At 67.9% G+C, this 20,086-nt stretch carries 20 protein-coding genes; 6 read left to right on the top strand and 14 right to left on the bottom strand.

Annotation, left to right across the window (positions count from 1 at the left end; all coding sequences use genetic code 11):
• The first annotated feature begins 4 nt into the window (after positions 1 to 4).
• Positions 5 to 1,030, top strand: coding sequence for an NAD(P)H-dependent glycerol-3-phosphate dehydrogenase (locus tag A7G45_RS11990; RefSeq protein WP_043401519.1), 1,026 nt, complete (start codon positions 5 to 7; stop codon positions 1,028 to 1,030).
• Between the two features lie 25 nt (positions 1,031 to 1,055).
• Here A7G45_RS11990 and A7G45_RS11985 read toward each other — a convergent pair whose 3' ends face one another.
• The 4 genes from A7G45_RS11985 to A7G45_RS11970 all read right to left on the bottom strand — a co-directional run bounded on the left by A7G45_RS11985 (position 1,056) and on the right by A7G45_RS11970 (position 4,472).
• The gene (locus tag A7G45_RS11985; protein ID WP_260937180.1) at positions 1,056 to 1,613 is read right to left on the bottom strand and encodes a hypothetical protein; all 558 of its coding nucleotides are present in this window, start codon (positions 1,611 to 1,613) and stop codon (positions 1,056 to 1,058) included.
• Positions 1,614 to 1,662: 49 nt separating this feature from the next.
• A complete protein-coding gene (locus A7G45_RS11980; protein WP_043984928.1) occupies positions 1,663 to 1,959 on the bottom strand; it encodes a hypothetical protein in 297 nt (98 codons plus the stop codon).
• A gap of 139 nt (positions 1,960 to 2,098) precedes the next feature.
• The gene (locus A7G45_RS11975) at positions 2,099 to 3,670 is read right to left on the bottom strand and encodes a sensor histidine kinase (RefSeq protein WP_260937174.1); all 1,572 of its coding nucleotides are present in this window, start codon (positions 3,668 to 3,670) and stop codon (positions 2,099 to 2,101) included.
• A gap of 19 nt (positions 3,671 to 3,689) precedes the next feature.
• Positions 3,690 to 4,472 carry a response regulator transcription factor gene (locus A7G45_RS11970; protein ID WP_043984926.1) on the bottom strand — a complete coding sequence of 261 codons (783 nt, stop codon included), beginning with the start codon at positions 4,470 to 4,472 and terminating at the stop codon, positions 3,690 to 3,692.
• Positions 4,473 to 4,936: 464 nt separating this feature from the next.
• On the opposite strand from A7G45_RS11970, the gene A7G45_RS11965 reads away from it, so the two are divergent.
• Positions 4,937 to 7,114: a SulP family inorganic anion transporter gene (locus A7G45_RS11965; protein ID WP_260937169.1), complete on the top strand. Its 2,178-nt coding sequence runs from the start codon at positions 4,937 to 4,939 to the stop codon at positions 7,112 to 7,114.
• A gap of 95 nt (positions 7,115 to 7,209) precedes the next feature.
• On the opposite strand, the gene A7G45_RS11960 is transcribed toward A7G45_RS11965, so the two are convergent.
• From A7G45_RS11960 to grcC1, 3 genes are all read right to left on the bottom strand, one after another.
• The gene (locus tag A7G45_RS11960) at positions 7,210 to 7,917 is read right to left on the bottom strand and encodes a DUF1326 domain-containing protein (RefSeq protein WP_260937166.1); all 708 of its coding nucleotides are present in this window, start codon (positions 7,915 to 7,917) and stop codon (positions 7,210 to 7,212) included.
• Between the two features lie 323 nt (positions 7,918 to 8,240).
• Positions 8,241 to 9,104 carry a zinc metalloprotease HtpX gene (gene htpX / locus A7G45_RS11955; protein WP_043401512.1) on the bottom strand — a complete coding sequence of 288 codons (864 nt, stop codon included), beginning with the start codon at positions 9,102 to 9,104 and terminating at the stop codon, positions 8,241 to 8,243.
• A 100-nt stretch (positions 9,105 to 9,204) separates the two neighbouring features.
• The gene (grcC1, locus tag A7G45_RS11950) at positions 9,205 to 10,212 is read right to left on the bottom strand and encodes a nonaprenyl/(2E,6E)-farnesyl/geranylgeranyl diphosphat synthase (protein ID WP_260937161.1); all 1,008 of its coding nucleotides are present in this window, start codon (positions 10,210 to 10,212) and stop codon (positions 9,205 to 9,207) included.
• Between the two features lie 21 nt (positions 10,213 to 10,233).
• Here grcC1 and menJ point away from each other — a divergent pair, with 21 nt between their 5' ends.
• Positions 10,234 to 11,454 carry a menaquinone reductase MenJ gene (gene menJ / locus A7G45_RS11945; RefSeq protein WP_043401507.1) on the top strand — a complete coding sequence of 407 codons (1,221 nt, stop codon included), beginning with the start codon at positions 10,234 to 10,236 and terminating at the stop codon, positions 11,452 to 11,454.
• Here the strand turns inward: menJ and A7G45_RS11940 are convergent.
• The 4 genes from A7G45_RS11940 to A7G45_RS11925 form a co-directional block, all read right to left on the bottom strand.
• A complete protein-coding gene (locus tag A7G45_RS11940; RefSeq protein WP_260937156.1) occupies positions 11,447 to 12,505 on the bottom strand; it encodes an alpha/beta hydrolase in 1,059 nt (352 codons plus the stop codon). The two genes, menJ and A7G45_RS11940, sit on opposite strands and share 8 nt — an antisense overlap.
• Before the next feature lie 78 nt (positions 12,506 to 12,583).
• A complete protein-coding gene (gene ppnP, locus A7G45_RS11935) occupies positions 12,584 to 12,865 on the bottom strand; it encodes a pyrimidine/purine nucleoside phosphorylase (protein WP_029105179.1) in 282 nt (93 codons plus the stop codon).
• Positions 12,866 to 12,918: 53 nt separating this feature from the next.
• Positions 12,919 to 13,854: a CobW family GTP-binding protein gene (locus A7G45_RS11930; protein WP_260937148.1), complete on the bottom strand. Its 936-nt coding sequence runs from the start codon at positions 13,852 to 13,854 to the stop codon at positions 12,919 to 12,921.
• A 2-nt stretch (positions 13,855 to 13,856) separates the two neighbouring features.
• Positions 13,857 to 14,561: a demethylmenaquinone methyltransferase gene (locus A7G45_RS11925; RefSeq protein ID WP_043985000.1), complete on the bottom strand. Its 705-nt coding sequence runs from the start codon at positions 14,559 to 14,561 to the stop codon at positions 13,857 to 13,859.
• A gap of 57 nt (positions 14,562 to 14,618) precedes the next feature.
• Here A7G45_RS11925 and A7G45_RS11920 point away from each other — a divergent pair, with 57 nt between their 5' ends.
• Positions 14,619 to 15,443: an SDR family oxidoreductase gene (locus A7G45_RS11920; protein WP_260937145.1), complete on the top strand. Its 825-nt coding sequence runs from the start codon at positions 14,619 to 14,621 to the stop codon at positions 15,441 to 15,443.
• 13 nt (positions 15,444 to 15,456) lie between these two features.
• Complete coding sequence (locus A7G45_RS11915) at positions 15,457 to 15,735, top strand: hypothetical protein (RefSeq protein WP_260937143.1); 279 nt, start codon at positions 15,457 to 15,459, stop codon at positions 15,733 to 15,735.
• A gap of 272 nt (positions 15,736 to 16,007) precedes the next feature.
• Here A7G45_RS11915 and A7G45_RS11910 read toward each other — a convergent pair whose 3' ends face one another.
• Positions 16,008 to 17,135 (bottom strand): glycosyltransferase family 4 protein, encoded by a 1,128-nt coding sequence (locus tag A7G45_RS11910; RefSeq protein WP_260937139.1) that lies wholly within the window; start codon positions 17,133 to 17,135, stop codon positions 16,008 to 16,010.
• Between the two features lie 122 nt (positions 17,136 to 17,257).
• On the opposite strand from A7G45_RS11910, the gene A7G45_RS11905 reads away from it, so the two are divergent.
• Positions 17,258 to 17,932, top strand: a complete 675-nt coding sequence (locus tag A7G45_RS11905; RefSeq protein ID WP_260937137.1) for a DsbA family protein — start codon at positions 17,258 to 17,260, stop codon at positions 17,930 to 17,932.
• Here the strand turns inward: A7G45_RS11905 and A7G45_RS11900 are convergent.
• Both A7G45_RS11900 and menD read right to left on the bottom strand, forming a co-directional pair.
• Positions 17,929 to 18,432, bottom strand: coding sequence for a DUF3592 domain-containing protein (locus tag A7G45_RS11900; RefSeq protein WP_377042034.1), 504 nt, complete (start codon positions 18,430 to 18,432; stop codon positions 17,929 to 17,931). The two genes, A7G45_RS11905 and A7G45_RS11900, sit on opposite strands and share 4 nt — an antisense overlap.
• Entirely contained in the window at positions 18,429 to 20,078 is a 1,650-nt protein-coding gene (gene menD / locus A7G45_RS11895) for a 2-succinyl-5-enolpyruvyl-6-hydroxy-3-cyclohexene-1-carboxylic-acid synthase (RefSeq protein WP_260937133.1), read from the bottom strand. The genes A7G45_RS11900 and menD overlap by 4 nt, the downstream gene beginning before the upstream one ends.
• Positions 20,079 to 20,086: the final 8 nt, after the last annotated feature.

The following is a 20,086-nucleotide window of genomic DNA, read 5'->3' as shown; positions in this document are numbered from 1 at the left end:
CGCCATGGCACCAGCGCAGCGCGTACCGACCGTCGTCGTCCTCGGTGGGGGATCCTGGGGCACCACGGTGGCCTCGATCTGCGCGCGCCGGGGACCGACACTGCAGTGGGTGCGGTCCGCGGAAACGGCGGCCGACATCAACGAAAAGCATTGCAACAGCCGCTATCTGGGCGACGGGGTGGCGCTTCCCGAATCACTGCGGGCGACCACCGACTTCTCTGAGGCAGCCAACTGCGCCGACGTCATCGTGATGGGTGTGCCGTCGCACGGCTTCCGCAACGTGCTGGGCGAACTGGCCAAGGAACTGCGGCCGTGGGTCCCAGTGGTGTCGTTGGTCAAGGGCCTGGAGCAGGGCACCAACATGCGCATGAGCCAGATCGTCGACGAGGTACTGCCCGGGCATCCGGCCGGGATCCTGGCCGGGCCCAACATCGCCCGCGAGGTCGCCGAGGGCTATGCCGCCGCCGCCGTCCTGGCCATGCCGGACCAGCACCTGGCCGCCAATATCGCGGGCCTGTTCCGCACCAGGCGTTTTCGCACCTACACGACCGACGACGTGATCGGTGTCGAGATGGCCGGGGCGCTCAAGAACGTGTACGCCATCTCCGTCGGCATGGGGTACTCGTTGGGCATCGGCGAGAACACCCGAGCGATGGTGATGGCGCGCGCGGTGGCCGAGATGTCCAAGCTGGGCGTGGCGATGGGCGGCAACCGGGACACGTTCGCGGGCCTGGCCGGTATGGGCGACCTGATCGTCACCTGTACCAGCCAGCGCAGCCGCAACCGGCACGTCGGCGAACAGCTGGGTCAGGGCAAGAGCATCGAGGAGATCATCTCGTCGATGAACCAGGTCGCCGAGGGGGTCAAGGCCGCCAGCGTGATCATGGAGTTCGCCGAGACGCACGGGCTCAGCATGCCGATCGCCCGTGAGGTGGATCGGGTGATCAACCACGGCTGCACGGTGGCGGACGCCTATGCCGGCCTGATGCTCGAGAAGCCCGGGCACGAAGTACACGGCTCGGGCTTCTGAGTTCCGCGCTCGCGCGGCGCTGCGATCAGTTCGCGTAGGGGCTGCGGTCTTTCGGCCTGTCCAGCAACGGATTCGACTCGTTGACGATGAAGCTGCCCGACGGGCTGACCACGAAACCGGACTGGTCGAAGCCGTTGACGCACGCCGTCATGGTGCCGTCGGTGCCGCAGGTGATGTTGCGGTAGCTGATCCGCGAACCGGCAGGCAATGTCTGCACCGCGCCGGGCATCTCGCCGAGGTACTTCGGGCCGTTCAGGATGTTGAACGCCGGCGCACCGAACTGACCGCCGACGACCACGTTGGAGCCTTCCGGCGCGCCCGGCAGCGGGCCGCTACAGCCGTACTCGCCTTCGTTACGGCGCATCACGCAGGTCAGGCCGCCGGGCGCCTGGAACATGTAGAAGGAGCCGTCCTTGCTGGCGAAATTCGACGGGCTGACGGGCTTGAATCCGTTGAGGTTCGGCGCGGCGGGTCCCGGTGGCGGGGGCACCGGCTCCGGCGGCGGATCGGCCGCGGCAACGCCCGGCACCAACGCGATCGCCCAAGTGGCCGCGACCGCACCGATCAGGAATCTGCTCAACACCTGCCCAGAGTAGAACCCCGTCGCCATAGCTCGCAGCGCCAGCGTCAAATCACTTGCAGCCGAGGTCGACGTAAACCGTGGTGCTCTGGCCGCGCAGCTTGCCTTCCTGACTCGACAGCTCGCGGCCGTGTCGGACCGCGGTGACGGTGCATTTGTCGAGGGATCCGCTGCCGACCCGTGACTCGATCACCCGGAAGCCCTCGGTCTGCAGCCGGTGGATCGTCTGCGTCGCGGATTCCCCGGGACCGGGCGGCACGACCGGACGAGCCGCAGCCGGTACGGCCAGCGCGACCATCAAGGCCAGGACGATTCCGGTTCCGACTGGGATCTTCGTGGGATTCTTCATGTTTTTCCCTCTCCCGCATTCAGCGCAGATTGCACTGAATCAATAACTTCGACAGTAGCCGCGGAATTGAGTGAGAAACGCATTCTCAGGTCGAACGCATACCGATACCCGCATGGATCATGCGGAATTCAGGCGAAACTCAAATAGTCGTCTCGACGGTGTGCGGGGTGTACGACTCACTCATCGTCACGTACTCGCCGACGTCCCGCAGCATCGGCAAACGGACCCGGAAAGTCGTTCCCGCAGTGTTTGATTCGACTTTCACCCGGCCGCCGTGCGCTTTGACGATCGTCGACACGATCGCCAGACCGAGGCCGGTGCTTCCGAGCGCGCGAGAACGCGATTTGTCGGCAACCACAAATCTGTCGAACAAATTCGGCAACAATTCTTCGGGAATTCCCGGACCGTCGTCGGCGACGGTCAGTTCCACATATCCGGGGCCCGGGGTCAAGGTCGCCGTGACCGCCGTTCCCGCCGGCGTGTGCACCCGCGCATTGGCCAGCAGGTTGCCGATCACCTGATGCAACCGCGCCGGGTCACCACGTACCCACACCGACACGTCAGGCAGGCGCGAGCGCCAGCGATGCACGGGCGACGACACCGCGGCGTCGTTGACCGCGTTGATCACCAGATCGCACAGATCGACATCATCGGTCTCGAGGTCCTGATGCTCCTCCAGACGCGATATCAACAGCAGGTCCTCCACCAGACCGGACATCCGCTGCGCCTCGGACTCGATGCGGGCCAGCGCGTATTCGGTGGTCTCGGGCAGTGCCGCGCTGTCCTGTCGGGTCAGCTCGGCGTACCCGCGGATGGCGGCCAGCGGGGTCCGCAACTCGTGGCTGGCATCGGTGAGGAACTGCCGCGTCCGACGGTGGGAGGCGGCGAGTTCGGCCAGCGCGCTGTCGACGTTGTCCAGCAGTTTGTTGAGCGTGTCCCCCACGATGCCGACCTCGGTACGCGGATCGGTGTCCTCGGGCCGGACCCGTTCGGTGATGCGGTGGTCCTCACTGCCGAACTGGCGGGTCGCCACCTTGGCCGCCGTCGAGGCCACGCGGCTCAGTGGTCGCAGCGCATAGTTCACCACCGCGATGGTGCCGACAGCCGTCAGCGCGATGGCCAGCAGCGTCATGACCGCGACCGCGACGGTCTTGCGCGCCACCACGCTGTTGGCCTCTTCCATGGACACCCCGGAGACCAGCACGTCACCGCCGCCGGCGTCCTGTCCCGCCAATCGGTACCAGCCGAGTTTCGGCAGCTTCACCGTGCGCGGTCCGAGATTCGTCCACTGCTGCCCACTGACAGCCTTGATGACGTCGGGCTGGACCGGCTTCGGTTCCCCGTCCGGGAACACCGCCGACTGCACGACGACGCCCTTGTGCACGACGGCGATGAGATTGCCCGGGGCCTGGCCGCCGAAGGCCGTCAGGCCGTCTTCCCCGGCGTCGATGGGATGCGCCGGGTCTCCGCGCTTAATTTGTAGCCGGTCATAGGAATGGCCGAGGGCATCGAGCGAACGGTCCAATTCCGCGTCGCTGATCGCGGACACGTAGCTGTGCAGGCTGTACACCGACAGCACCCCGACCGCCAGCAGCACCACGGTGACCAGGGAGGTGACGCCGAGCACGAGACGCCGGCGCAGGGTCCGCGGACGCCACCACGGCACCCGAGCCGGATTTCGGGCCAGCACTCGAGTCGGGACCCGGGTCACGCGTGTCACCTCGGGCAGATTAGTCCTCCGCGTCGGCAGGGCGCAGCATGTAGCCCACGCCGCGCACTGTGTGGATCATCGGTTCACGATCGGTGTCGATCTTCTTGCGCAGATACGAGATGTAGAGATCGACGATGCTCGACTTGCCGCCGAACCCGTAGTTCCACACCCGGTCGAGAATCTCCGCGCGGGCGATGGCCCGTCGCGGGTTACGCATCAGGTACCGGAGCAGTTCGAACTCGGTGACGGTCAACGAGATCAGTTCACCGGCGCGGGTCACTTCCCGGCTGGCGCCGTTGAGCACCATGTCGCCGACCTTGAGCACCTCGTCGGATTCGGGCGCCAGGTGGCTGGACCGGCGCAGCAGTCCACGCAGCCGCGCCACGAGCTCTTCGAGGCTGAACGGCTTGGTCATGTAGTCGTCGGCACCGGCGGTCAACCCGGTGACCCGATCCATCACGGAGTCCCGCGCGGTCAGGAAGAGGGTCGGCGTGTAGCCCTCCGCCGAGCGCACCCGCTGCAGCAACTGCAGGCCGTCGGTGTCGGGCAGCATGATGTCGAGCACCACGAGGTCGGGTTCCATCTCGCCGAATTTGGTCACCGCGTCGCGGCCGTTGTGCGCGACCTCGACAACCCAGCCCTCGTAGTGCAGCGCCATCTTGACCAGGTTGGTCAGCGCCGGCTCATCATCGACCAGCAACACCCGGATGGGGGATCCGTCGGCACGTTCCATGCGCGGCAGCTGGCCGAGCACGGCGGCCCGGGGGTGACGCTCGCGAGGTGGTACCGACATCGTTGTCATTCTTCCATTGTGTTGAGTGCACCGAAAATTGTCACTGCGTTCATACCGAGTTCAAATATTAGTCCTCGATATGACTCACGTCACTTACGCAGTCCGATGTGATGCGCGAGAATCGTTGCAATACAGCCATTTTGACTGGTCGGACCACCAATCGCCAGCATACCGGCCGCGCCGATTCCACCTGGTAGCGCAGGATTGCGAATTACTCAACCAACTGGCGCGACAAGAAGATTTGCGTTCTCTATGGGAAGTCCCCTTCGCCTTGCGACCCCGTCTGGCGATAAATACTCTCGCACTTAGCAATTGGCGCAGACTCTCATCGGCGACCGCCAAATCAGAATGAAACATGTTGTTGCACAACATGTTTGATCGACAATGACGTCGGCGGGCGCGCGGGCCACCACTCACGCCGCGCATCTGCACATGTGTCCATCGGACAACTAACGGAGAACGGAAACCTAGGCATGCTAGAAACCGCCCCGCCGGCAAAGGGACTACGCGCGATACTGCGCTACGACCTACCGGCGTCACTAGTCGTATTCCTGGTGGCACTGCCACTGTCACTCGGCATCGCCGTCGCCTCCAACGCTCCGATCCTGGCGGGCATCATCGCCGCCGTCGTCGGTGGGATCGTCGCCGGCGCGCTCGGCGGCTCGCCGTTGCAGGTGAGCGGGCCGGCCGCGGGCCTGACCGTCGTCGTCGCCGGTTTGATCGCCGAATTCGGCTGGGGCGTCACGTGCGCCATCACCGTCGGCGCCGGCATTCTGCAGATTCTGTTCGGCCTGAGCCGCGTGGCCCGGGCCGCGCTGGCGATCTCGCCGGTCGTCGTGCACGCCATGCTGGCCGGCATCGGTGTCACCATCGCGCTGCAGCAGCTGCACGTGCTGCTGGGTGGCAAGTCCAACAGCTCCGCGTGGGAGAACATCCACGAACTGCCCGCCCAGCTGACGAACATCCAGGGCGCCGGGTTCGTGCTCGGCATGCTGGTCATCGTCACGCTGGTGGCGTGGCGCTGGGTGCCGGCGCCGATCAACCGGATCCCCGGTCCGCTGGTGGCCATCGTCGGCGTCACCGCGCTGTCCGTCGCGCTGCCGTTCGACGTCAAACGCATTCAGATCAACGGCTCGCTGCTGGACTCGCTGACGCTGCCGACCCTGCCCACGGGCGACTGGGACGGCATCATCGCCGGCGTGCTGACCGTCGCGCTGATCGCCAGCGTCGAGAGTCTGCTGTCCGCGGTGTCGGTGGATCGCATGCACAACGGTCCCCGCACCAACTTCGATCGTGAGCTGATCGGCCAGGGTGCGGCCAACGCCATCTCCGGCGCCATCGGCGGCCTGCCGATCACCGGCGTCATCGTGCGCAGCGCCACCAATGTCAAGGCCGGCGCCAAGTCGCGTGCCTCGGCGATCCTGCACGGTTTCTGGATCCTGTTGTTCGCGGTGCCGTTCGCCGGCCTGGCACAGCTGATCCCGACATCGGCGCTGGCCGGTCTGCTGATCGTCATCGGCTGCCAGTTGGTGAAGAAGGCGCACATCGAAACCGCCCGGCGCACAGGCGATATCGCGGTCTATGCGATCACGATTCTCGGTGTCGTCTTCCTCAACCTGCTCGAAGGTGTGCTGATCGGTCTCGCCCTGGCCGTGGCGCTGACCGTCTGGCGCGTGATCCGGGCCAAGATCGTCACCGAGCACATCGCCGGTAACGACTGGCGCATCGTCATCGAGGGCTCCGTCAGCTTCCTGTCGCTGCCGCGCCTGACCTCGGCGCTGGCATCGCTGCCGGCCGGCTCCGACGTCACGATCGACCTGTCGGTCGACTTCATCGACCACGCCGCGCACGAAACCATCGACGAGTGGAAGCGCCAGCACGTGGCCGGCGGTGGCTCTGTCGAGATCCACGAGCACGGCACCGTCGAAATGCACAGCGCGACTTCCGGCCCGCCCGCGCGCAGCTTCAACCCGTTCGACAAGCGGTCCGGCGTCGTCCCGTGGAAGTCGCAGACCCAGACCAACTCCGTCATGGAAGGCCTGGAGACCTACCACCGCCGCACCGCACCCGTGCTGCGTCCGCACATGGAAGAGCTGGCCCACGCCCAGAAGCCGGAGACGCTGTTCATCACCTGCGTCGACTCGCGGGTCGTGCCCAACCTCATCACCAGCAGTGGCCCCGGCGACCTGCTGACGGTGCGCAACGTCGGCAACCTGATCCCGGAGGGACGGACCGACGCCTCGATCGAGGCGGCCATCGCGTTCGCCGTCGACGTCCTGCAGGTCTCCTCGATCGTGGTGTGCGGCCACTCCAGCTGTGGCGCCATGACGGCGGTGCTGAGCAAGGATCAGGGCCAGGACGAGCACCTGCACACCTGGCTGGAGCACGGTGACGCGACGTTGCGCGCCTTCGACGAGGGCCGCCATCCCGTGGCACTGGCCGCGGCCGAGGAAGGCTTCGGCGTCGTCGACCAGTTGTCGATCGTCAACGTCGCCCTCCAGGTGCAGACCCTCGCCGCCCACCCGCTGGTCCGGTCCCGGCACCGCGCGGGCGAGCTCGAGGTGATCGGGCTGTTCTACGACATCGGCAGCGCAGCCGCCCTGCGGGTGACGCCGGTCGGCGTGGACCGTCTGGTCGAGGTGGCCGAGTAGTACCTGATTGATCCTGCGCCCAGGGCCGTAAACCGCGAGAGCGGCGGGCCCTGGGCGCAGTGTCATTTCCGGGTCGCTTTCAGATCGTCGTCAGGTCAGTTGCAGCAGCATGTACCGGACGGCTCGACCACTCGCGACACCTCGACGTTCGGCAGTTCGCCGTCGGGCCGCCAGTCGAACGGGAAATGCTTGCTCGAGGCGCCGAGGTACTCGTGGGAGAAGTCGAATCCGACGGCGTCGGCCTTCTTCACCACGCCCCACGTCGCCACCTGTCCCGGCCCCACTTCCGCGCCCGGGGCGTTGACGGTCGTGACGCGGCGGTTCGGATCGGCCGTCGGCCCCGTCAACGCGTCGACCCGCACATCGACCTTGCCCGGAATCTCAGCCCGCCAGTAGGCGAGGTCGTCAGCCGCGGCGAAGTTGATCGGCGCGTACTCGATGCCCCGCAGCTCGCTGATCAGACTGCCGAACTCCCCCGGCCAGCCACCCTCGTCGCCACGGAAGATCCGCTCCAGCGCGAGCCGCTGGTCGGCGTCGGCCTTCTCGTCGATGTAGAACATCAGCTTCATGGTGGCGTCCGGGTCACCGACCCACATGTTGCCGGCGAACTCACCCAGGGCCACCACTCCGAGGCCACTCAAATCGGTTGTGCCGTAATGCCCTTCGTGCACCTGCCAGACGAGCGTGAACAGGCAGTCGCCATGCGTGGGCTCCTGCGCGAAGCTGCACGGGCAGGGCAGCTTGCAGCTGCACACATCGAACCACTCGCCACGTAGCCGCCAATCGGTCGTCGCCACCGTCATCGCTGAATCCCTTCTCGTTTTATACCCCCTGGGGGTACCTGACGCAGACGACGTTACGCAGGCGTCGCGGCGTCCGTCAAGTACCCCCAGGGGGTATATTTGATATGAATTTGGCGAGCCTGACCGGGTGGCGGAATTGGGTCTCGACGATGAATCGGCCCGCGACCCGGCCCACGAGCCACATCCGTCACACCGGTGCCGGTCTCCCCTGGCACCTCTCGCCTGGAGCCGTCAACTTTCCTTGACCGTCCACGAAAGTTGACCGCTTCGATCCGAAGATGTGGAGAGCTCGCGCAATGCGACGAGCGCTGCGGGCGCCTGATCTATCGCCCGGCCATGCGCTCCAGGCGCGCGATCCGGTCCTCGATGGGCGGATGGGTCGAGAACAGCTTGCCGATCTTCTCGCCGGCCCGGAACGGGTTCGCGATCATCAGGTGGGCCTGGTCGGCCAGTTGCGGCTCCGGGGGCAGCGGGGCCTGCTGCACGCCGTCGCTGATCTTGCGCAGTGCGCTGGCCAGCGCCAGCGGGTCGCCCGTCAGCTCGGCGCCCGACTGGTCGGCCTGGTACTCACGCGAGCGCGACACCGCCAGCCGGATGATCGTCGCGGCCAACGGGCCGACGATCGAAAGAACCAGCAGGACAAAGGGATTGGGGCGGTCGTCACGGTCACCACCGAACATGCCGATGAAGTAGGCGACGTTGACCAGTGCGGTCACCACCGACGCCATGGCGCCCGCCACGCAGGAGATCAGGATGTCGCGGTTGTAGACATGCGACAGCTCATGCCCCAGCACGGCGCGCAGTTCGCGCTCACTGAGGAGATTCAGGATGCCCGTGGTGCAGCACACCGCGGCGTTGCGGGGATTGCGCCCGGTGGCGAAGGCATTGGGGGCGGCGGTGTCGCTGATGTACAACTGCGGCATCGGCTGCCGCGCCGTGGTGGCCAGTTCGCGGACGATCCGGTACATCGCCGGCGCCTGCATCTCGCTGACGGGCTGCGCGTGCATGGCCCGCAGCGCCATCTTGGCGCTGTTGAAGTAGACGTAGGCGTTCATGCCGATGGCGAACAGCACCGCCAGGTACATGATGTTCTTGCCGAACAGCGAGCCGATCAGCACGATGAGCGTCGAGAAGCCCGCCAGCAGCGCGAACGTCTTCGCGGTGTTCGCGTGCGGATTCCACGTCATCAGCTAGCTCCTCCAAGCGCCGTCGATGCTCAGCGCAATCAACTCACTGAATTGAACGCACGGCAGCTGGTGCCTGGTTCCGCGGTGTCCCGATCGACGGTCAGCCGTGGCGGTCAGCGGTGTACTCGACCAGGTTGAGCAGCGCCAGCCGGCCGGGCAGGTCCGGCAGGTTGTTCAGCTCTGCGCGAGCGTCCGCAGCGAAGCGCTGCACGGTGCGCTTGGCCTCGACCATGCCCTCCGACGCCCGGAGCAACGCCAGCGCCTCCGCGAGGTCGGCGTCGTTGTCGATGGGCTTGGCCAGCAGCACCCGCAGCCGGTCGGCGTCGGCCCCGGTGTCGCGCAACGCGTACAGCACCGGCAGGGTGTGCACGCCTTCGCGCAGGTCGGTGCCCGGCACCTTGCCCGACTCGTCGGGGTCACTGTCGATGTCGATGATGTCGTCGGAAATCTGGAAGACGGTGCCGACGATGCCGCCGAGCCGGCTGAGCCGCTCGATCTGCTCCTCATCGGCGCCCGAGAACGTCGCGCCGAACCGGCCGGAGGCCGCGATCAGGCACGCGGTCTTCTCATAGACGACCTTCAGGTAGTGCTCGACGGGATCGGCACCTTCGACGGCGCCGCGGGTCTCGCGCATCTGGCCCGTCACCAGCTGGGCGAAGGTATCGGCGATGACGCGGACCGCGTCGGGCCCCAGCCGGGACACCAGACGCGAGGCGGTGGCGAACAGGTAGTCGCCGGCCAGGATCGCGATGTTGTTGCCCCAGCGGGCGTTGGCGCTGTCCGCGCCGCGTCGCACCTGGGCCTCGTCCATGACGTCGTCGTGGTACAGCGTCGCCAGGTGCACCAGCTCGATCACGGCGCCCGCGATGGAGACGTCGTCGTTGTCGGGGTTCGGCCCCAGCGACGCCGAGAGCACGGTGAACAGCGGACGGAACCGCTTGCCACCAGCCTGGAACAGGTGCTGGACCGCCTCGGCCATCAGCTCGTCAGCTTTGCCCAGCTCGGTCGACATCAGGTCTTCGATACGCGCGACCGCGTCGCGAACCTGCGCGGCAAAGGCGGCGTCACCAAAGTCCACGCCCGCGACCACTGTCGCTGGTGTCTTCATGGGTCCAACATACTGGGCGGCATGGTCGTGCACGCAGATGTGGTCGTGGTCGGAGCCGGGCCGGCAGGTTCCGCGGCTGCCGCCTGGGCAGCGCGCCGGGGCCGCGACGTCTTGGTCATCGACTCCGCGCAGTTCCCCCGGGACAAGGCCTGCGGCGACGGCCTGACTCCACGGGCCATCGCGGAGCTGCGTGAGCTCGGGCTCGGCGAGTGGCTCGAGGGCCGGGTCAGCCATCACGGCCTGCGCATGGCCGGGTTCGGCGCGCAGCGCGAGGTCCGGTGGCCCGGGCCGTCATTCCCGGCCACCAGCAGCGCCGTGCCGCGCACCGAACTCGACGACCGGATCCGGCAGGTGGCGGCCGACTCCGGCGCGAAGATGCTGCTGGGCGTCAAAGCTGTCGACGTGGAGCACGACGCCACCGGCCGGGTGCGCACGCTGAAGCTCGACGACGGGCAGGAGATCGGCGTGGGTGAGCTCATCGTCGCCGACGGCGCCCGATCGACGCTGGGCCGGGTGCTGGGCCGGCAGTGGCATCAGGAGACGGTGTACGGGGTCGCGATCCGCGCCTACATCGAGACGCCCAGGCACGCCGAACCGTGGATCACGTCGCACCTTGAGCTGCGCTCGCCCGAGGGCGAGGTGCTGCCCGGCTACGGCTGGATCTTCCCGCTGGGCAACGGCGAGGTGAACATCGGCGTGGGCGCGCTGGCCACCGAGAAGCGGCCTGCAGACGCCGCGCTGCGCCCGCTGCTCGCCCACTACACCGACCTGCGCCGCGACGAGTGGGGCTTCGAGGGCCAGCCCCGGCTGGCCAAGTCGGCGCTGCTGCCGATGGGTGGCGCGGTGTCCGGGGTGGCGGGGCCTAACTGGATGCTGATCGGCGACGCGGCGGCGTGCGTCAACCCGCTCAACGGCGAGGGCATCGACTACGGCCTGGAGACCGGGCGGCTGGCCGCCGATCTGCTGGGCTCAGGTGATCTGAGCGCGGCCTGGCCCGCGGTGCTGCAGGAGCACTATGCCGCGGGGTTCTCGGTGGCCCGCCGGCTGGCGATCCTGCTGACCGTGCCGAAGTTCCTGCCGATCACCGGACCGGTCGCGATGCGGTCGCAGTACCTGATGACGGTCGCGGTCCGGGCCATGGGCAACCTGGTGACCGAAGAGGACACCGACGCGATCGCCCGCATCTGGCGCCGCGCCGGACGTGGCTCGCGCCGGCTGGATCAGCGCAAGCCGTTCAGCTGACCGTCCGCGCGAACCCGACGATGTCGCGGATGGTGGCGTCGAAGACCTCCGGCATGGCACCCGCCAGCAGGATGTCACCCGCGTGGCACGTGCCCGCGACGATCCGGCCGACGACGCTCACGCCGGCGGCTGCCAGCCTGCGGTAGTAGATCAGGCCCTCGTCGCGCAGCGGGTCGAGTTCGTTGACCGAAATGACGTGCGGCGGCAGGCCTGCCAGATCCGCGTCGGTGGCCACCCCGGCCCAGCAGGTGCCGTCCTGCGCATGCTCCTGGTTTGGGTCGTAGAGGAAACCCAGCAGGGCCAGTTGCAGACAGCTGATGAAGTACCCGTCGTTCTCGCGCAGCGACGGCAGGTCGTCGGCGTCCTCGAGCCACCGGTTGGAGATATAGGGGCACTGGGCGTAGACGCCGGCGATCTCGTCGCCCCAGCCCTCCCGGTTGGCCTTCAGCGCCACCGTCAATGTCAGGTTCCCGCCGCCGGACTCCCCCGACACGATCAGGTGGCTGATGCCGAGCTGGTCTTTGTTCGCCGCCGTCCACCGGACGGCCGCCGCGCAATCGTTGAGCCCGGCGGGGAACGGGTGCGGGCCCAGTGCGCCGCCGGAATTGCGGAACTCGACGCCGATGACGACGAGCCCTGCCGCCGCGAGGTTCTCGCGGAGCCGGACGTACTGGATGTCCGCGGCGCTGAGGATGGCCATCCCACCGCCGTGCAGGTGCACCACTGCGGGCAACGGACCGGCGGCCTCCGTGGGCCGGCTGATGTAGAGCGTGATCTCGTTGCCGTCGGCGCCGGTGATGGTGGTGGTCGTGCTGCTGACGCCCTCGGGCGCGGGGGCCTTCTCCCCCAACATCTTCAGGACGGCGCCGGTCCCCTGTTCGGCGAAGTTGGAGAACTCCACGAGCTGCTCGAGCGGGGAGTCGAGCGTCAGGGGCGGTTCCGGCAGTCGGCCGTCCATCCCGAACGCGGCGAGTCCTTTGACCATGCGCGGATCAGCGCGCGGGTCGGTGCCGATGGTGCAGTCAGGGTCAGCGAGGCGTCCAAAGGGCATGGGCCCATCTTGGTGCGCAAAGTGAACTTGGTCGCGACTTTGTGAAAAGTCGCGACCAAGTTCACCGTAGGCGGAAAGTTACCGGTACTCGCAGAGGTACGCGGTCTCGACCTCGACGCGGACGCCGAACTTGCTGTCGGCCGGCACGGTGAATTGCGTTCCGGCGGCGAAGGTTTCCCACTCGTCGCTGCCGGGCAGCTTGACGGTCAGGGCACCGGAGACCACATGCATGATCTCGAGGCTGGAGGTACCGAACTCGTATTCGCCGACGGCCATGACGCCGACAGTCGCGGGCCCCTCGGCCGGCGCGAAGGCGATCGATGCGACCTTGCCATCGAAGTACTCATTGACCTTGAACAACTGGGGCTCCTCGAACTCAGGTGAGGGGTCAGAATATCGGGCAGCCAGGCGGGCTAGTGGACCACGTATCTGTGCACCCCGAGGATCGCGTTCTCGTCAGCCGGTTCGGTGGTGCACTCGTGCAGCGCCGTGCGCACCCCGTCGGTGTCCATGCCGGTGCCGATGCACACCAGCTGGGTGCCGGCGCCGCGGCGCTTCTGCAGCCGCAGCGAGCCACCGACCAGCTGCAGCAGGTACCGGTGTCCGGCCCCGAAGTCGACGAAACCCTTTGCCCGGTACAGACCTTCGGGACGGTCCCGCAGCAGGGCCAGCAGCCGTCGCGGATTCAGGTGGGCGTCGGTGGCGTATTCAACAGCCTGGTAGACGGGGTGCTCGTGGTCGTGATCGTCGTGCAGCAGCTCGTCGAACGACAGCTGGGCCTGTGGGGCGCGCTCCGGAACGTCGATGAGCAGCGTCGGGTCGATGCGCGCAAAATCGGTGAGCTGCACCGGAACTCGCGGATTCTGGGCGCGAATCCGGGCGAGCACGTCGTCGATGTCGGCGGCCTCAGAGGCGCGGTTGAGCACCACCAGATCGGCCACCGGCAACCCGTGCCCGAACTCCGGCTCCATCGCATTGACCACCAGCACCAGGCCGGCGTAGTGGAAGTCGTCCGAGCCGGCGGTCATGATGGTGCGCGCCACCGCGGGCGGCTCGGCGACGCCGCTGGCCTCCACCACGATCAGATCGAGGGCCGGGCGCACCGCCGCCAGCTTGCCCAGCATCTCGGCGACCTCACCGTCCTCGGCGACGCAGCAGATGCAGCCGTTGGACAGCGACGCCATGGCGTCGACCTGACCGGCGACCAGCATCGCATCGATGTTGACGGAGCCGAAGTCGTTGACCAGCACACCGATTCGCGCCCCGCGGCCATTGCGCAGCAGGTGGTTCAGCAGCGTGGTCTTACCGGCGCCCAGAAAGCCGGCAACAGCGAGGACGGGGATACTCAAGATTAGACGGAGAGGCCAATCGGCGGTTTCACCGCGGCGTGCAACGCGACGATCCCACCGGTCAGGTTGCGCCACTTCACCTGCGACCAACCGGAGGCCTCGATCTGGCGCGCCAGGTCGTCCTGGTCGGGCCAGGCCCGGATCGACTCGGCGAGGTACACGTACGCCTCGGGATTGGACGAGACCGCGGTGGCCATCGTCGGGAGCGCCTTCATCAGGTACTCCTTGTAGGCCGTGGCGAACAGCTGATTGGTCGGCGTGGAGAACTCGCACACCACCAGGCGGCCGCCCGGCCGGGTCACGCGGGCCATCTCGCGCAGGCCGGCGGTGAAGTCGACGACGTTGCGCAGCCCGAAGCTGATGGTCACCGCGTCGAACACACCGTCGTCGAACGGCAGTTTGGTGGCGTCGCCGGCGACCTTCGGGACGTCCCGGGCCGCGCCGGCGGCCAGCATGCCGACCGAGAAATCGCAGGCCACGCACCACGCGCCGGACGCCGCGAGTTCGACGGTAGACACCGCGGTCCCGGCAGCCAGGTCCAGCACCTTGTCACCTGGGCCGATGCCCAGCGCCGCGCGCGTCTGCCGCCGCCAGAACCGGTCCTGCCCCAGTGACAGCACCGTATTGGTGATGTCATAGCGACGGGCCACGCCGTCGAACATCGACGCGACCTCGTGCGGATCCTTCTCCAATGACGCGCGACTCACGTGGTTGACGCTACCGGCCACGGGAATGGAACGGCCACCGCAGGGGCTGTAAGCCGCATGGGTGCAAAAGTCTGGTTCATCACGGGTACATCGCGCGGCTTCGGACGGGAGTGGACGGCGGCGGCGCTGGAGCGCGGCGACAAGGTGGCCGCGACGGCGCGGGATGTGTCGACGCTCGACGATCTGGTGGCCAAGTACGGCGACGCGCTGCTGCCGATCGCGCTCGATGTCACCGACCGGGACGCCGACTTCGCCGCGGTGCAGGCCGCGCACGAGTACTTCGGCCGGCTGGACGTCGTCGTCAACAACGCGGGCTACGGCCAGTTCGGCTTCGTCGAGGAGCTGTCCGAGGCCGAGGCCCGGGATCAGATCGAAACCAACGTCTTCGGTGCGCTGTGGATCACGCAGGCGGCGCTGCCGTACCTGCGCGCACAGGGCGGCGGGCACATCATCCAGGTGTCCTCGATCGGTGGCATCAGTGCGTTCGCGGGCCTCGGCGCGTACCACGCGTCCAAGTGGGCGCTGGAGGGTTTCTCGCAGTCGCTGGCCGCCGAGGTGGAGCGGTTCGGCATTCACGTCACGCTGATCGAGCCGGGCGGCTTCTCGACGGACTGGAGTGGCGCGTCAGCGAAGCGGACCACCGAGCTCGAGGCGTACGACGGGCTGCGCGCAGACGTCGCGCGCTGGCGCGGCGAGCGCAACGCGGTACCGGGCAACCCGGAGGCGTCGGCCGCCGCAGTGCTCAAGATCGTCGATGCCGAAAACCCGCCGCTGCGAGTCTTTTTCGGTAGTGCACCGCTGCAGATCGCCAAGGCCGACTACGAAAACCGCCTGCGCACCTGGGAAGAGTGGCAGCCCGTCTCCGAGCTCGCCCAAGGCTGAGGGGACCACCGAGATGGCGGGCCTGAAATTCGTCCGACAAGTGGACGGGTTGACCTATGAGTTCGCCGAAGACGGTGAGGCTCATGGTTTCCCGTCGTTCAAACGAGTCGACCTGGATATCTGGTGCCGGCGACTGCCGCACTTCGGGTGGGTGGTGTGCACGGAGTCAGGTGCCGTCTCGAGTCGCCCCTTCGATTACGCGGGGCTCGGCTACCTGCCGCCCGAGGGCGTGTGGGTGAGCCGCAAGGATGACCGCTCGTACGTCTACGACCTGGTGCGAGTGACCTCGTAACCCCGCAACTCGACGGCGGTGGCCGTCCCGGGTCTCGGCACGCTCGGCGTGTCGGCTCTCTCTGGGACACTTGCGGTCGGGACCTGTCAGCAATGGCTGACATCGTCAGCATGCGTTGACAATGTCAGCAGATGCTGACGCCTCCTGACCGAACGTCGTCCCAAGAGAGCGTCGCCGGGAGAGACGCTCGGCGGTCGCGAGCGTGACGCTCCCGCACACCAAATACGGCGTGTCGCAGGCAAACACGCGCGCTCGCGGGAAGAGGAAAAGCGCTAGGCAGCCAGGGCGCGGCGCTCGCCGAGGACGGCGTCGTAGTGGCCGAGGAGTTCGTCGCACACGGCGGGCCAGGTGCGGCCCAGCACGCTGCGCCGCGCGGCCACCGAGTAGCGGGACCGTTCGGCCAGCAGGTGATCGACCGCGGCGGGCAGGGACGCCTCGAAATCCGCTACCGGCAACAGCAATCCGGTGTGCATGGGCGTCACCAGGTCGCGCGGACCACCCGCATCCGGGGCGATCACCGGCAGACCCGACGCCATGGCCTCCTGTACCGCCTGACAGAACGTCTCGTGCTCCCCCGGGTGCACGAAAACGTCCATGCTGGCGTATGCCGTGGCCAGCTCCTGGCCGTACAGCGCGCCGGTGAAAATCGCTGTGGGCAAGAGTTTTTCGAGCTTCGCCTGGTCGATGCCGTCACCGACCACCACGAGCTGCAGGTCATTGCGGCCGGCCAGCGCGGCCAGGCGCTCGACGTGCTTCTCCGGGGCCAACCGGCCGACGAAGCCCACCACCGGCTTACCGTCGGGCGACCATTGCGCCCGCAGCGCGGCACTGCGTGCCGACGGCGCGAAGCCCGTGACATCGACGCCGCGACCCCACTTGTATACGCGCGGAATCCGATGGGAGACAAGGTCTTCCATCGTCGCGCTGGACGGCGCCAGGGTCCGGTCGGCGCGCGAGTGCAGATGCCGGTTCCAGGCCCACGCGACGTTCGTCATCATGCCGACGCCGTAGCTCTGGGCGAACCCGGCGATGTCGGTCTGGAACACCGCGACGGTCGGGATGCCGAGGAAGCGCGCGGCGTGCAGTCCGCCGTAGCCCAGCAGCGCGGGCGAGGCCAGGTGCACCACGTCGGGACGAAAATCGCGCAGTACCCGCACCATTCGCGGCCGCGGCACACCCAACGGCAATGACGTCACCTTGGGGAACATGCGGGACGGGATGCGGTGCACGGGCACATCTCCGCAGAACGCGTCGGCGGGTTCTTCGCCCCGCGGTGTGTCCGGCGCGATCACCAGCGCCTCATGGCCGTTTCGTCGGAGGTGCTCGAGCACCCGGAGCACCGAATTGGTGACGCCGTTGACATTCGGGAGAAAGGACTCCGCCACGATCGCAACTCGCACACCTGCAGGCTGGCAGCGCAGCCTGACCGTCAGGTTGCCGACAGGGGTACGCGACGCGAAGACCCGCACAACTCGGGTACCACCGGTATCGTCTGTCGCACCGAGGTGAGAAAGGGGTCAGCATGCGTCTACCTCGGCTGATCCTCGTATTGGCCACCGTGCTGGCACTCACCGGCTGCGGCCGCACCATCACCGGATCGGCGTTGCAGGACCCGGATGTGCCGGGCGTCTCCCTCACCGCGGACGGCTTCGGCATCATCGCGGGCCGGCCCGACGCCCCCGCGCAGATCGAGGTGTACACCGAGCCGCAGTGCACGCACTGTGCGCACCTGCAGGACACCGACGGACCGGAGATGAAGGGCCTGATCGCCCTCGGGCTGCTGACCGTGACCTACCGCCCGGTGACCTTCTTGGACACCGGGTACGGCTATTCGGCCAAGGTGGCCAACGCGATGTTCCTGGCCGCGGCGCACGGCACCTCGGCGCCGGCACTGCAGGCGTACGTCGCGTCATTGTGGGGGCACCAGAGCCCCGGGGGTTCGGCGCCGTCCGACGGTCAGCTCGCGGGCTGGGCCGCCGACTCCGGCGTCAGCGCCGAGGCCGTGGCGACCATCCAGTCCGGCGAACACGCCGTCGACACCGACGAGATGACACTGACCAACGAGACCCGGCTGCAAGCGATCCGCGACGGTGACGCCGGCACGCCCACGGTGTACGACCTCAGCGCCGATGCCGTGGTCGACATCCAGGAGGCCGGGTGGCTGGCCAAGCTGACCGGAGGTCAGCGGACCACCTAACCCAGCCGGCGCTGTACGAGCGTCACGAGGCCGAGCAGGACCCCGGCGACCAGCCAGCCCACCACGGCGATCGATCCGGCGGGGATGACGGCGAGCGACGCGTTGCGGTTCTGCACTCGCACCAGATCCGGGTTGCTGCGGTCGTATTCGACGTAGATGCGCATCCCGGTCTCCAGCTCAGACGGGTACAGCACGCCGAGCTCGGGACGGTAGGTGACGCGGTCGGGCGTCACGAATTCGATGGTGGAGCGCCGCGGGCCGGCCGAGAGCACCTCGGCGGCCGCGGTGCCCATGTTGTGCTCGATCTGCTGATCGTTACGCCAGGCACCGAGCACCAGCAGCACCGATTGCAGGGTCACCAGGCACGCCACGATGACGATGCCGATCCGGATCCGGCGGATGGTGCGCTGCGACCGGGTCTCCTCGCCGCTGCCGACGAGCAGCGGAATCAGCTTGTCCCACAAGGTATTGGCCCGGCACCGCAGGCCCGCCCAATTCAATGGGCGCCCTTGATCGCCGCCCGTATCGAAGCGTGCAGCGACCGCAGGGTGGACCGGTCCGCCTTGACCTCAAGCACGCGCATGCCCTCGAAGGGTTCGCGCAGCGCGGCGGCCAGTCCGTCGGCCTCCACCTGCCGGCACTCGACGTGGTACGCCCGGCACAGGGCCGCGATGTCGACGTCGTGCGGGGTGCCGAAGATGCGCGACGACACGTCGGAGAACCGGGGATCGCCCTGCTCCAGCAGCTCGAAGATGCCGCCGCCGTTGTCGTTGGAGACGACGATGGTCAGCGCCTTCGGTGTCGGCTCGGTGGGGCCGATCAGCAGACCCGAGCTGTCGTGCACGAAGGTCAGGTCGCCGATGAGCGCGACGGTCCGGCCTTTGGTGTGGGCCAGTGCGGCGCCGATGGCGGTGGACACGGTGCCGTCGATCCCGGCGACGCCGCGGTTGGACCGCACCGAGATGTGGTGCGAGTTCAGCCCGACGAGCGCGGCGTCACGCACCGGGTTGGAGGCGCCGAGCACCAGTTGATCGCCGGGCTGCAGGCCGTCGGCGACCGCGGCCGCCACGTGCAGGCCGGTGGTCAGTTCGTAGGCCGCGAGCTGGTCGCGCACCGCGTGCTCGGCGCGGGCGTTGGCTTCGGCGCAGCGGCGGAGCCAGTCCGGGTCCGGCGTCCCGGAGGTGATGGCCCGGGTGCCGGTGGCCTGCGAATTGCCGGACACATCCGGCCAGCGCGGCCCGGTGGTCAGGGCGTAGACGGGCACCGACGGGTCCGCGAGCAGCGCCGACACCGGCCGGTGCAGGGTGGGCCGGCCCAGCATGATCACCTGCTGTGGCCTGACCAGTGACAGGGCCAGCGGGTGCACCGGGTTGTCGGCCGGCGGTGCGGTCGGTTCGGCGACGGTCGGCAGGTGCGCCAGGTTCTCGTGGCGGCCCGCACCATGACCGGCGATGACGAGGGTGTCGGCGGTCAGGTCGATCTCGAGCGGCTGGTCGAACGTGACCGGCGGGGTGTAGGTCCATGGCCGGCCGTCGGGGCGGCCTTCAGGGCAGTACGGGGCGCCGTGCGGCACCTCGTTCTCGTCGTCGGGCACCAGCGGTTCCCGCAGCGGGATGTCGAACTGCACCGGGCCGGCATTGGCAGTGCGAGAACCCTTGGCCGCCACCAGAACTCGACATGTCGCCGAGCGCCACTGAGCGTTGCTCGCGGCCACGTCGGCCGTCGGCTCGGCCAGCCCGAGGCTGATGGTCGCCCGCACCTGATTGCCGAAATAGCCCAGCTGTTCCATGGTCTGGTTGGCGCCGGTGCCGAGCAGTTCATACGGCCGGTTGGCGCTCAGCACGATCAGCGGGACGCGGGCGTAGTTCGCCTCGATCACCGCCGGACCGAGGTTGGCCACCGCGGTGCCCGACGTCATCGCGATGCAGACCGGCGCGCCCTCGGAGACCGCCAGGCCGACGGCCAGGTAGCCGGCGGTGCGCTCGTCGATGCGGACGTGCAGCCGCAAGCGGCCGGCCCGGTCGGCGTCGGCCAGCGCGAATGCCAGTGGCGCGTTACGCGAGCCGGGGCACAGCACCACGTCGCGGACGCCGCCGCGAATCAATTCGTCGACGACGACCCGCGCCTGAATCGTCGACGGGTTCATTGCTACAG

Origin of the sequence: Mycolicibacterium llatzerense (assembly GCF_025331195.1) — a bacterium.
Classification (GTDB): Bacteria; Actinomycetota; Actinomycetes; order Mycobacteriales; family Mycobacteriaceae; genus Mycobacterium; species Mycobacterium llatzerense.
Note: the sequence above shows the minus strand (reverse complement) of the source record. Positions and strands in the feature narration are given on the sequence as shown.

Excerpts from the sequence above, each read along its gene's own strand:
- htpX (WP_043401512.1), bottom strand. The coding sequence starts at position 9,104 with ATGACGTGGAATCCGCACGCGAACACCGCGAAGACGTTCGCGCTGCTG.
- A7G45_RS11965 (WP_260937169.1), top strand. The coding sequence starts at position 4,937 with ATGCTAGAAACCGCCCCGCCGGCAAAGGGACTACGCGCGATACTGCGC.
- A7G45_RS11905 (WP_260937137.1), top strand. The coding sequence starts at position 17,258 with ATGCGTCTACCTCGGCTGATCCTCGTATTGGCCACCGTGCTGGCACTC.
- A7G45_RS11915 (WP_260937143.1), top strand. The coding sequence starts at position 15,457 with ATGGCGGGCCTGAAATTCGTCCGACAAGTGGACGGGTTGACCTATGAG.
- menD (WP_260937133.1), bottom strand. The coding sequence starts at position 20,078 with ATGAACCCGTCGACGATTCAGGCGCGGGTCGTCGTCGACGAATTGATT.
- grcC1 (WP_260937161.1), bottom strand. The coding sequence starts at position 10,212 with ATGAAGACACCAGCGACAGTGGTCGCGGGCGTGGACTTTGGTGACGCC.
- A7G45_RS11960 (WP_260937166.1), bottom strand. The coding sequence starts at position 7,917 with ATGACGGTGGCGACGACCGATTGGCGGCTACGTGGCGAGTGGTTCGAT.
- A7G45_RS11990 (WP_043401519.1), top strand. The coding sequence starts at position 5 with ATGGCACCAGCGCAGCGCGTACCGACCGTCGTCGTCCTCGGTGGGGGA.
- A7G45_RS11980 (WP_043984928.1), bottom strand. The coding sequence starts at position 1,959 with ATGAAGAATCCCACGAAGATCCCAGTCGGAACCGGAATCGTCCTGGCC.
- menJ (WP_043401507.1), top strand. The coding sequence starts at position 10,234 with ATGGTCGTGCACGCAGATGTGGTCGTGGTCGGAGCCGGGCCGGCAGGT.
- A7G45_RS11940 (WP_260937156.1), bottom strand. The coding sequence starts at position 12,505 with ATGCCCTTTGGACGCCTCGCTGACCCTGACTGCACCATCGGCACCGAC.
- A7G45_RS11970 (WP_043984926.1), bottom strand. The coding sequence starts at position 4,472 with ATGACAACGATGTCGGTACCACCTCGCGAGCGTCACCCCCGGGCCGCC.
- A7G45_RS11920 (WP_260937145.1), top strand. The coding sequence starts at position 14,619 with ATGGGTGCAAAAGTCTGGTTCATCACGGGTACATCGCGCGGCTTCGGA.